The following is a 12,054-nucleotide window of genomic DNA, read 5'->3' on the forward strand; positions in this document are numbered from 1 at the left end:
ACCTGACATGCCGCGCCGTTTCCTGCAGCGCTACATGCCCAAACCCGACACATTAAGGCAACAGCGCTCTTTACGCTTTATTGCGCCGTTAATTGCGGATCCTGGGTTATGGCTTCTAACACGCCGAAGCGTTGCAAACGCGTTCAGCGTGGGGCTTTTTTGCGCCATGCTACCCATTCCGTTTCAAATGGTAGTGGCAGCATTGGGGGCAAAGTTTAGCCGTTGCAACCTGGCTCTTTCGGTAGGATTAGTGTGGATTACCAATCCACTTACCATGCCGGTTATTTTTTATTTTAATTATCGAATTGGCACGTTTCTGTTAGAAGCACCAGTGAGAGAGGCGCCATCGCGTATCTCTACGCGCTGGATTGCAGAACAAATGCACGACATTCTGCCACCGCTAATGCTTGGATCGTTAATTTCTGCCTTACTATTAGCCATGCTTGCCAATATCGTTATACGGCTAATTTGGCGCTGGCATGTTTCCCATCATTGGAAGCGCCGCCGCCTAAAGAGACGGCAGCGCCGAGCTTGTGTTGAATCAGAATTCGACGACTAGCCCCTAGGGTATTAGACGTTATTCTGCTCAACTAACCGCCCGCTATCCAGCCTTAATACCCGATCCTGGTGGGCCGCCAAACTAACATCATGAGTGACAATAACAAACGCGCAGGCACTCTCTTTAGCCAATTCATCCATCAGCGCTAAAATGGTACTGGCCGTGCTCTGATCAAGGTTCCCGGTTGGCTCATCCATTAGCACAAGACGGGGATCCGTCACTAGTGCACGGGCGATGGCCACCCGCTGACGCTCCCCTCCCGAAAGCTCGCCCGGTTTATGATCTGCTCGCGCCTTCATGCCCACTCGCTCAAGCAACTGCATAGCCCGCTGCTCAGCTGCCTTTTTAGACTGGCCACGAATAATTAACGGCAGCGCGGCGTTCTCTAGCGCAGTGAACTCAGCGAGCAAGTGATGAAACTGATAGACAAAGCCGATATAGCGGTTCCGAAAACGGCCTAGTGCCGCTTCATTAAGGCCGGCTAATGGCTCGCCAGCAATCACGACGCTACCAGCGCTAGGCCGATCAAGCCCTCCCAGCAGGTTTAACAGCGTTGTCTTACCCGAGCCTGAGCTCCCTACAATGGCAACACGCTCTCCAGCATGTACCCGAAGCTCAAGCTGATCTAGTACGGTAAGATCTTGAGGGCCTTCGCTATATACCCGTGTCAGGCTGTTACATTCCAGCATAACTGTGGTTGAGCGTTGTGTAGTTGAGGTCATCGTTGCTTCCTTATTCATAACGCAGTACATCGGCTGGCTGAACCCGAGCAGCCCGCCAAGCAGGATACAGCGTCGAGAGGAAGGTCAGACCAAAGGCAGCGATGACAATATTACGCACATCACCCCACTGCAGTTGAGAGGGCAAATCACTAATAAAGTAAACCCCGGCATCCAAGAACTGAATACCGAAAGTTGCTTCAAACCAACTGATCAAATCAGAGACAGTCAGTGCCAGAAGAACGCCCACAGCAACGCCAATCGCAATACCTATCAGGCCGATAGCCAGCCCTTGCACGATAAAAATCCCCATGATCGAACGTGGAGTGGCCCCTATGGTGCGTAAAATCGCAATATCCGCTCGCTTATCGGTCACCACCATCACTAACGTCGATACTATATTAAATGCGGCAACGGCAATAATGACCGTCAACAGCAATGCAATCATACGCTTTTCCATCTGAATCGCTTGAAACAGATTGCCATGGGAAGCAGTCCAATCCGTACCGCGGTACCCTGCACCAAGTTCGTTAACGATCGCTTGCGTTTCACTGCCAGCCACGAACAGGTCATCCAGCTCCAGCCGCAGGCCACCCACCGCATCGCCTAGGCGCGCTAACGTTTGCATATCTTCAATATTGGCATAGGCCAGATTAGCGTCTAAATCAGCGCCTACACTAAAAATACCGCTAACCGTAAACCGCTTGAGCCTTGGGAAAACCCCGGCAGGTGTAATCGATGCCTCTGGAACAAGTAGCGTGACGCGATCACCGACCCCAACCCCCAAGCGACGTGCCAACATAGATCCCAGCACTACGTTCCACTCACCAGGCACAAGATCAGAAAGCTGGCCCTGGCGCATATGCCCACCAATAATCGACACTTGATCTTCCCAGTCCGGATGGATGCCGTTCACCATAGCCCCTTGGTTTCTTCCACCCGCTGAAAACATACCCTGCTGTTCAACATAAGGCGCTGCACCAATAACTCGCTCACGCTGAACAAGCTGCTCTGCTAACGCTTGCCACTCAACTAACCCTGCTTGAGACTCAATTTTAGTGTGAGGCACCATGCCCAAAATTCGAGTACGCAGCTCGTGATCAAACCCATTCATCACCGACAGCACAAGAATCAGCACTGCCACGCCAAGCATTAATCCCAGCATTGAAGTTAGCGAAATAAACGAAATAAAGTGGTTCCGGCGTTTAGCGCGCACGTAGCGCAGCCCCACCAGAAAAGGCAAACGATCAAGCATGGCATCATTCCTTAGTAATAAGCGTCCATGGTACGGTTTTTTTAGCATGGGTGCATGTACGAACGCTGCGTTAGAGTAACAAGTCTGCCTAGCGTTCCCTCAAGCGCGGTAACGCTTGCATGTTGCTAAGCAAGCCCCTAAATTGCGCCCATTCTGCTTGTCTTTAGGGCAAGGATTTTTCCGACTATTAAGAGCGTTCGTGACGTTGGCTAACAAGACTTACCGTTTATTGCCCGAGTGGTCCCCCCAGGACGGCTTGCAACTGACTTGGCCCCGCCCAGACGGCGACTGGTCACCGCTGCTATCGCGCATCGAAGCAACACTTGAGCGCATCGTGATTGCCACGGCACGCTATCAGCGCGTGTTAATCAGCGTTCCTGATAGCGCCACTCAGCGCCGTTTGGCTGCGACGTTTGAGGCCTATGGCATTGCTCCACAACAGCTGATGCTCATTGTCGCTCCTACGGATGACACTTGGGCCAGAGATCATGGGCCGATCACCGTGGTGGACGAAACACAGCAGCCCCTTATGTTGGATTACACGTTTACTGGCTGGGGCGGTAAATTTCCTGCCGAGCATGACAATCGCCTTACTCAGTGGCTGGACAATGCCGGGGTGTGGGCCTGCCCCATCGCGCCACGCAGCATGGTGCTAGAAGGCGGCGCGATTGAAACCGACGGAGAGGGCACGCTGCTAACCACTGAGGCCTGCCTACTAAACCCCAACCGCAATCCGTCACTCTCGCGTATGGATGTTGAAGCCCAGTTAGCGGAAGATTTTGGCGTCGATCGAGTCCTATGGTTAGCCAATGGGCACCTTGAAGGTGACGATACTGACAGTCATGTTGATACGCTTGCGCGCTTTTGCAATCCCTCTACCATTGCCTATGTGCGTTGCGATGATCCAAGTGACCCTCATTACTCAGCGCTAAACGCAATGGAGCAAGAGCTCATGGCGTTTCGTCAGCGCAACGGCGAGCCCTACCAATTAATCGCCTTGCCGTGGCCACAGGCATGCTTTGATCCTGAAGATGGTCATCGCCTCCCAGCTACCTACGCGAATTTCTTAATTATCAATCATGCCGTACTGGTGCCCACTTACGGCGACCCCGCCGATCTGGTCGCGCTACAAGCGTTGAGTGTTGCCTTTCCAGAACACACTCTGATTCCAATCGAATGTAATAGCGTCATTCGTCAGCATGGCAGCCTTCACTGTTTAACCATGCAGCTACCGAAAGGCACCCTTGCCCCTACGCTTAGTCAACCCTAAGGAGCCACCATGTCTAACAACTTAACCGTCGGTGTTGTTCAACAGCCCGCGTGGCCAGATAAAGCACGTAGTCTTGCTGCCAGCGAAGCAGGCATACGCTCAGTTGCTAGCCAAGGCGCACAGTTAGTGTTGCTGCAGGAGCTGCATGCCACGCACTACTTTTGCCAATACGAAGACCCTGCACTATTTGACTTGGCTGAACCACTAGACGGCCCTACTGGCCAGCACCTGGCCGCACTAGCCAAGGAACTGAATATTGTGCTGGTGGGGTCGTTGTTTGAAAAGCGCGCGGCGGGGCTTTACCACAACACAGCCGTCGTTTATGACCGTGCTAAAGGACGTGTAGGACAGTACCGTAAAATGCACATCCCGGATGATCCGGCCTTTTACGAAAAATTTTACTTTACCCCTGGCGATGTTGACGACGGACGCAGCCAAGGCTTCACGCCCATTGACACCTCTGTTGGGCGACTAGGCGTGCTGGTTTGTTGGGATCAATGGTACCCGGAAGCGGCACGCTTAATGGCACTAAGTGGGGCGGAGCTGCTTCTCTACCCCACGGCCATCGGCTGGGACCCAAGTGATGATGACGCTGAAAAAGCCCGTCAGAAAGATGCTTGGACAATTATACAGCGCTCCCATGGCGTTGCTAACGGGCTGCCCGTGCTGGTCGCTAACCGAGTCGGCTTTGAACCCGACCACTCTGGCGTTGGTAACGGCATTGCGTTTTGGGGAGGAAGTTTTGTATGCGGCCCACAGGGAGAAATGCTAGCGCATGCAGGTGAAGAGACGCAGCAACTAGTGGTCAACATCGATATGGCGCGTAGCGAGAACACTCGGCGCATTTGGCCTTATTTGCGCGACCGCCGCATTGATGCTTACGGTGATTTAACACGCCGCTATCGCGATTGATAACCCACTCGCTGGATACCCAATAACCAATCTCGACTGATAAAAACATAGGTTGGTAAAACACAGACGCCTGCTCTCATCGAGAGCAGGCGCAGCATTCAAAAAACTAACGTGTGGCGGTTGGCTTTATTTCCAAAAATCACGAATAGACGCAATTCCCTGAGCGCCAACAGCGCGTGCATGGTTAGCATCAAAACGTGTCATACCACCCAGTGCAAACACCGGCATACCAGCACGTTCCACTAGCTGCTGGAAGTCATGCCAGCCCAGCGGTGCCACCTCAGGATGCGAAGGCGTAGTGCGCAACGGCGACAGCGTGACAAAATCACAACCTAAAACCGCAGCCTGAGAAAGTTGCTTTTGATCGTGAGTCGACGCCGAGAGCCATTTATTTTCTGCAATCGGGCGACGCTCAAGGTCCATTAACCGTGCGCTGGTTAAATGAATACCGTCAGCATCAACAGCATCCAGCAATGCAGGCTCGCCATTCAGCAGCAGCTTTGCATCGTACTGACGGCAAAGGCGCAGGGCGCGCTCAGCACGGGCAATGTATGCCGCTTCATCAAGATTTTTTGCCCGCAGCTGTACGAGTCTGACACCGTCTTCACTAAGCGCTCTTTCTAACAAGCTATCGAAACGCTCTTCGTTAGCTTCTTCGCCGGTAATCAGATAATCGGTGGGCAACATCACCGCACGCAAAATAGGCAAGTTAGCGGCAGGGAAAGGATAGTTCACCAACTCTTCCATAGGCACCCAGCGCACAGCCTGTCCTTCGCGGCCAAACGGCTCACCGGCAAACTCCTGAACTTGCCAAACATCTAGCAAGATGTGCTTATCAGGATACTCATGGTGAACGCGGATAAGTGGCCGAGCCCGTACAATCTCGACGCCAAGCTCTTCATGAAGCTCACGCTTGAGACCTTCCAAGCCTGTTTCGTAAGGCGCCAGCTTACCCCCTGGAAACTCCCATAGGCCGCCTTGATCAACATTAGAGGGCCGACGCGCAATCAGCACCCGCTTCTGATCGGCGCTGATCATTGCAGCCGCCGCGACATGAACTCGTCGTTTTACCATTACACTCATTACGTCTCTACCCACTTTTTGCGCGTCGCCCTAACCTAAGGCGACGCTATCTCGCTGCGTTGGCACGTCACTGCAACTGTTTTTGGCTACTTTTCAGTGCGCTTCAGCTACGGTAATCCGCGTTGATAGTCACATAGTCATGAGATAGGTCCGAGGTCCACACAGTGGCACTCTCTTCACCACGACCCAAATTAATGCGAATGATGATCTCTTCCTGCGCCATGACGGCACTGCCCGCCGCTTCTGTATAACTGTCAGCACGACCGCCCTTTTCAACCAAGCGAACGTCACCCAAATCAATCACAATTTGATTAACATCGAATTCCTCAACCGGCGCGCGCCCAACTGCGGCTAAAATACGCCCCCAGTTAGCATCGGAAGCGTAGAGCGCGGTCTTCACCAGCGGCGAGTGAGCAACGGTAAAAGCAACATCCAAAGCTTCCTGCCGAGTGGCTGCTGCATCCACTTGGAGCGTCACAAACTTCGTTGCCCCTTCGCCATCACGAATAATCGCTTGGGCGAGTTCGGTCATCACGCGCTGCAGCGCATCCCGAAAAATGGCCACCTGCGCTTCGTTTTCGATGCAAGCGCCAGTTCCTGTCGCTGCCAGCATGCATGCATCGTTGGTTGATGTATCGCTATCGACAGTGATGCAATTAAAGGAGCGATCCACCGTTTCTCGTAACAAGCTCGCTAACAACGGCTGCGCAATCGCCGCATCGGTTACTACAAAGCCCAACATGGTCGCCATATTAGGCTTAATCATGCCTGAACCTTTGGTAATACCGTTGATCGTGACCTGCTGATCACCAATTGAAACAGTTGCCGTTGCGCCCTTAGCACGGGTATCCGTGGTTAGAATTCCCTCACCCGCTTGCTGCCAAGCAAGGCTAGTATCCGTTAAGGAATTTAGCGCATGAGGTATACCGGCAAGCAGGCGTGTCATGGGCAGAGGTTCGCCAATCACGCCGGTTGAAAAGGGCAAGACCTGGCTTTTATCAACCCCCATTTGCTCGGCAAGCGCGCTACAGCTGGCATAAGCATCTTGCAGGCCCGATGCACCAGTACCCGCATTGGCATTGCCAGTATTTACCAACCAGTAGCGAGGCACACACTCTGCGCTGGCACACGCTTCAAGATGCGCTTTCGCAACGACCACAGGGGCAGCACAAAACGCATTGCGAGTAAAAACGCCAGCTACCGTGGCAGTTTCAGGTAGCTCAATCACCACCACATCACGGCGATTTGGCTTTTTAATACCTGCCATAGCACTGCCCAAGCGCACCCCGTTAAGGGGTGGCAATTCCGGAAAAGCAAGATCTCCCACCGCCATGTTTTTCTCCTTTACGCTCAATTTCGCCACGCGTGATTAGCTTAGTTTTCCGCAACACTGCTTATATTTTTTACCGGACCCACATGAACACGGATCATTGCGCCCTACTTTTGGTCCTTCGCGACGCAGCGGACGACCATCAGCCCCAGGCGCTTCCGGAGCAACATCGTCCTGCGGGGCGTTAGGGTCATCGTGGCGGCTTGCTGCTGCAGCACGTTCACGCACCGACTCTTCGCGGCGTTTTTGCTCTAACGCATCAACCTCTTCCGGCTGACGAACCTGAACATGGCTTAAAATACGCGTAACGTCGGCCTTGATGTTGGTTAGCAGATGCTGGAATAACTCGAAGGACTCTCGCTTGTACTCCTGCTTAGGATTCTTCTGGGCATAGCCACGCAAGTGAATGCCGCGACGCAGGTGATCCATCGACTGAAGATGCTCTTTCCAGCGGGTATCCAACACCTGGAGCATGACTTGTTTTTCAAACCGGCGAATCAACGTGGCGCCAGCAGCCTCAATTTTGGCTTGATACGCATCACGGTGCATTGCTTGTAAACGCTCACGCAGCTTCTCTTCACTGAAACGTTCATCCTCTGCCGCCCACTGCGTAACAGGAGCGTCAAGATTGAATTCAGTTTTAAGATGCGCCTCTAACCCAGGTAAATCCCACTGTTCCGCCAGACTCTGAGGGGGTACAAAATCACTGATGGCATCTTCCATGACTTCTTCGCGAATACCGATAACGGCGTCAGAAACCTCGTCAGCGGAAAGAATTTCATTACGCTGTTCGTAGATAACTCTACGCTGGTCATTAGCGACATCATCGTATTCGAGCAGCTGCTTGCGGATATCGAAGTTGCGCCCCTCTACTTTTTTCTGGGCGCGTTCGACAGCGTTCGACACCATCTTGTGCTCAATCGCCTCGCCTCGCTCTAGCCCGAGAGCTAGCATCAAGCGCTTCACTCGGTCAGAGCCGAACAAACGCATCAAACTATCTTCTAGCGAGAGGAAGAAGCGTGTTGAGCCTGGGTCACCTTGGCGTCCCGCACGCCCCCGCAACTGGTTATCAATACGGCGGGACTCATGACGCTCAGAACCAATCACATGCAAACCACCCGCTTCTAAAACACCGTCATGGCGCTTCTGCCATTCCGCCTTTAGCGCATCAAGCTGTTCTTGGGTGGGATTTTGTAACTTAGCTGCTTCTGCTTCCCAGTTCCCCCCCAGGACGATATCGGTACCACGGCCTGCCATATTGGTTGCAATAGTAATCGCGCCAGGGCGACCTGCTTGAGCGATGATTTCTGCTTCGCTTTGGTGCTGCTTAGCATTCAACACGCTAAACGTCAGGCCAGCTTCGCGCATAAGGCGCGCTAGGTACTCTGAGGTTTCAATCGACGCGGTGCCCACTAGAACAGGGCGTCCAGCTTCGGTTTCTGCCTTCACATCTTTAATAATCGCTTCGTATTTCTCTTCCGCGCTCAGATAAACCAAATCGTTCAGATCTTTACGTGCCAACGGTCGATTCGTTGGAATAACGACCACATCCAGGCCATAAATTTGCCGAAATTCGAACGCTTCGGTATCAGCGGTACCCGTCATACCTGCGAGCTTTTCATACAAACGGAAATAGTTCTGGAAAGTAGTCGATGCCAGTGTCTGGCTCTCTCGCTGAACCGTCACCCCTTCTTTCGCTTCAACCGCTTGATGCAGCCCCTCTGACCAACGGCGCCCCGGCATACTACGCCCGGTATGCTCGTCAACAATGACGACCTGGCCTTCAGACACGATGTAATCAACATCTAAATGATAAAGATGTCGTGCGCGCAGCGCGGAATGCATATGCTGAAGCAAGTTTAGGTTTTGTGCTGCATAAAGCGACTCTCCCTCGCCCAACAACCCTTCGGCACGCATTAACTCTTCAACTTTGTTGTGCCCCTGCTCGGTAAGCTCGACCTGCTTTTGTTTTTCATCAAGCAGGAAATCCCCCGTAACCGGCGCATCGCTGTCTTCAGAGGCTTCACCCTGCTCTAACTGTTGGGCCAGACGATTCACAATGCCATACAGATCAGTGTTTTCATCCACTGCGCCGGAGATAATTAACGGCGTACGGGCCTCATCAATTAAAATAGAGTCAACTTCATCGACAATGGCGTAATGCAGACCACGCTGCACTTTATCTTCAAGCGAGAACGCCATGTTGTCGCGCAGATAGTCGAAACCAAACTCATTGTTAGTGCCGTAAGTGATGTCACACTGATAGGCATGGCGCTTCTCTTCACCCGTTTGACCAGCAAAAATAACGCCTACCGATAGCCCAAGAAACTCATACAACGGCCGCATCCACTCAGCATCGCGGCGAGCAAGATAGTCGTTAACGGTGACAACATGCACGCCCTTGCCTGGCAGCGCATTTAAATAGACCGCAAGCGTGGCCACTAGGGTTTTACCCTCGCCGGTTTTCATTTCCGCAATCCGGCCACGATGTAACGTCATGCCACCGACCATTTGGACGTCAAAGTGGCGCATATTCATTACCCGCTTGCTAGCCTCGCGCACGACGGCAAACGCCTCGGGTAATAAGCTATCAACAGAGGCGCCTTCTGCTAACTTTTGTCGTAGCAGCTCTGTTTTTGCCTGCAACTCAGCGTCACTCCCCCCTTCAAGCGTTTGCTCTAAAACGTTAATACTGAGCACACTTTTTTGCATGCGTTTAACGTCGCGATCATTTTTAGAGCCAACGACTTTACGTAACAAATTATTAATCATGAAAGTTCCAAATCTTCACGAGCGCCCCATTCAGGCGCGCCCTTTTATATAAGGCAAATAAGGGTAAATTTAGTAAATGGACAGCTAAGCTGGCGGGCCACGAGGGGTCAGCACATCAATCGCGGCAACCAATCGACGTGGGATATGAAGAAAGTAGCGGGAACAGTGCAAAACAGCAGGATAAACATGCGCTTTTTTGCGTACCCAGCGGCGCAGCGCGCAGCGCTTCTTAGCAATCCACTCAGATTGGGCACGCAGCATCGCTGGCACCCAAAAACAGATGATGACGCCGCGTTCACCACTACGAAATGCATCTGAAGGATGTAAACTAGCAGGTAACAAACAGCTCACTAAGAGGCCTGCCAGCCACCAACGCGCTAAGCCATTTCGGCGTTGCCGCCGCGGCGAAGCAGACAAAACATCTGGCGTTGATGGCATGCTGTGGACTGGCTCCCGAGCGTGTTAGGCTCTATCAATTAAAAGACAATACAGAACGCTGGTGGCAGCCGTGAGTGTGGCGTAGCCAGCAACGTTCCAGGAATCAAGTTAATGAGTATAAAGGTTAAGCGATCCCGCGCACAGCCCATTACCCAACTGCTGACCAAGTCTGGCAGCGCTGGACAGCTTATGCGACAGTCCCGCTTAATTGATCAGGCTCAGCGTCATTTACGCGCTCACCTTCCTGAAGCAATGCGTGAGCATATTTTCGTCGGGGGCTTTCGAGAAGGACGTTTGACATTAATAAGTGGTCAAGCAAGCTGGCTAACATGGCTACGCTATGAACAGCCGCAATTGCTAGCCCTACTGCATCAGTTACCAGGATTTGAAAGCGTTACCGGCTTTACCCTGAAAGTACGCCCCGTTCGGCCAATTGAAAGCCCCAAGCGTTACACGCGCACCCTCTCAGAGAATGCAGGCAAAACGCTAACCGAATGTGCCAAAGGTACCGACAACCCCTCGCTTAAAAACGCCCTGGAGCGCCTTGCGGCACATGCACCCAATCATTCAGACGACAAACACTCGTAACCTCGTATTGCCAACGCCAATATGCAAAAAGCACCGCCAAAGCGGTGCTTTTTTACTATTGCCACATGCCATTCCACCGCCTAACAGGCGATCAGGCTATGCCATTGCAGGTGCCGAGTAAGAGATAGGCGCAATCGCTTTGTCTTCTTCAAAAGTGACGATTTCATAGGCGTCGGGCTGCGCTAATAACTCACGACACAAGCGATTGTTGAGCGCATGGCCTGACTTAACACCCTGAAACTCACCAATCAAGCTATGACCAAGCTGGTATAAATCACCGATAGCATCCAGCACCTTATGCTTGACAAACTCGTCGTCATAGCGCAAACCGCCTTCGTTAACGATGCGGTAATCGTCTACAACGATGGCGTTATCCAAGCTACCACCAAGCGCAAGATTATTGGATCGCAAAAATTCCAGATCGCGCATAAATCCGAAAGTACGTGCGCGAGAAACCTCTTTCACAAACGACGTTGTTGAAAAATCGATTAACGCGGTTTGTTTTTGCTGCTCGAACACAGGGTGGTTAAAGTCGATTGAAAACGAGACCTTAAACCCCTGATGAGGCAAAAAGACGGCCTCTTTGTCGCCATCACTGACGGCAACACGGCGCTTGATTCGGATAAATTGCTTAGGTGCGTCTTGCTCTAGAATGCCCGCCGACTGAATTAAGAACACAAAAGGACTGGCGCTACCGTCCATGATAGGCACCTCAGGTGCACTTACATCGACATAGGCATTATCAATGCCTAACCCTGCAAATGCCGACATCAAATGCTCGACCGTCGCAACTTTCACACCCTTGTAAGAAAGAGCAGTGCACAATGTGGTGTCTTCCACCAATTCAGCACGAGCCGGTACGTGAACCACAGGTTCCAGGTCGGTCCGGATAAATACAATTCCGGTGTTAGCTGGCGCCGGGCGCAAAGCCAAGTGAACTTTTTTACCAGAGTGCAGACCCACTCCGGTGGCGCGAATGACGTTTTGTAATGTGCGTTGTCTGATCATGGGCAGTGGTCGAACTCTAATGACGGCGGTTACCGGCAAAAGTGCCGACAAGTACCGCTAGGGGAAAGAAAGTTAAGAAACAGTGTTCACTTTAACAGCAAACGAGTGTTTTAACCAATA

The 12,054-nt window shown here is 52.3% G+C and carries 11 protein-coding genes; 4 read left to right on the top strand and 7 right to left on the bottom strand.

Translation table 11 applies throughout. The features are described 5' to 3' along the window. Positions 1–7 precede the first annotated feature (7 nt). Positions 8–559, top strand: coding sequence for a DUF2062 domain-containing protein (locus IR195_RS12415; protein WP_125749021.1), 552 nt, complete (start codon positions 8–10; stop codon positions 557–559). 11 nt (positions 560–570) lie between these two features. On the opposite strand, the gene IR195_RS12420 is transcribed toward IR195_RS12415, so the two are convergent. Both IR195_RS12420 and IR195_RS12425 read right to left on the bottom strand, forming a co-directional pair. Continuing rightward, positions 571–1,281, bottom strand: coding sequence for an ABC transporter ATP-binding protein (locus IR195_RS12420; protein WP_206047704.1), 711 nt, complete (start codon positions 1,279–1,281; stop codon positions 571–573). A gap of 10 nt (positions 1,282–1,291) precedes the next feature. Next, entirely contained in the window at positions 1,292–2,533 is a 1,242-nt protein-coding gene (locus IR195_RS12425) for a lipoprotein-releasing ABC transporter permease subunit (protein ID WP_125749027.1), read from the bottom strand. A gap of 199 nt (positions 2,534–2,732) precedes the next feature. Here IR195_RS12425 and IR195_RS12430 point away from each other — a divergent pair, with 199 nt between their 5' ends. Continuing rightward, a complete protein-coding gene (locus IR195_RS12430) occupies positions 2,733–3,803 on the top strand; it encodes an agmatine deiminase family protein (protein WP_206047705.1) in 1,071 nt (356 codons plus the stop codon). A gap of 9 nt (positions 3,804–3,812) precedes the next feature. Further along, complete coding sequence (locus IR195_RS12435) at positions 3,813–4,715, top strand: carbon-nitrogen hydrolase (protein WP_125749033.1); 903 nt, start codon at positions 3,813–3,815, stop codon at positions 4,713–4,715. Positions 4,716–4,841: 126 nt separating this feature from the next. Here IR195_RS12435 and IR195_RS12440 read toward each other — a convergent pair whose 3' ends face one another. From IR195_RS12440 to IR195_RS12455, 4 genes are all read right to left on the bottom strand, one after another. Continuing rightward, positions 4,842–5,789 (bottom strand): Nudix family hydrolase, encoded by a 948-nt coding sequence (locus IR195_RS12440; protein WP_125749036.1) that lies wholly within the window; start codon positions 5,787–5,789, stop codon positions 4,842–4,844. Positions 5,790–5,901: 112 nt separating this feature from the next. Next, on the bottom strand, positions 5,902–7,131 hold the full coding sequence (gene argJ / locus IR195_RS12445) for a bifunctional glutamate N-acetyltransferase/amino-acid acetyltransferase ArgJ (RefSeq protein WP_206047706.1): 1,230 nt from the start codon (positions 7,129–7,131) through the stop codon (positions 5,902–5,904). A gap of 36 nt (positions 7,132–7,167) precedes the next feature. Beyond that, positions 7,168–9,900 carry a preprotein translocase subunit SecA gene (gene secA / locus IR195_RS12450; protein ID WP_206047707.1) on the bottom strand — a complete coding sequence of 911 codons (2,733 nt, stop codon included), beginning with the start codon at positions 9,898–9,900 and terminating at the stop codon, positions 7,168–7,170. A gap of 84 nt (positions 9,901–9,984) precedes the next feature. Next, positions 9,985–10,338, bottom strand: coding sequence for a hypothetical protein (locus IR195_RS12455; RefSeq protein ID WP_125749045.1), 354 nt, complete (start codon positions 10,336–10,338; stop codon positions 9,985–9,987). 111 nt (positions 10,339–10,449) lie between these two features. On the opposite strand from IR195_RS12455, the gene IR195_RS12460 reads away from it, so the two are divergent. Continuing rightward, positions 10,450–10,926 (top strand): DUF721 domain-containing protein, encoded by a 477-nt coding sequence (locus tag IR195_RS12460; protein WP_206047708.1) that lies wholly within the window; start codon positions 10,450–10,452, stop codon positions 10,924–10,926. A 96-nt stretch (positions 10,927–11,022) separates the two neighbouring features. Here IR195_RS12460 and lpxC read toward each other — a convergent pair whose 3' ends face one another. After that, on the bottom strand, positions 11,023–11,934 hold the full coding sequence (gene lpxC / locus IR195_RS12465; RefSeq protein WP_125749051.1) for a UDP-3-O-acyl-N-acetylglucosamine deacetylase: 912 nt from the start codon (positions 11,932–11,934) through the stop codon (positions 11,023–11,025). Between the last annotated feature and the right edge of the window lie 120 nt (positions 11,935–12,054).

The organism is Vreelandella venusta (assembly GCF_015689495.1).
Classification (GTDB): domain Bacteria; phylum Pseudomonadota; class Gammaproteobacteria; order Pseudomonadales; family Halomonadaceae; genus Vreelandella; species Vreelandella venusta.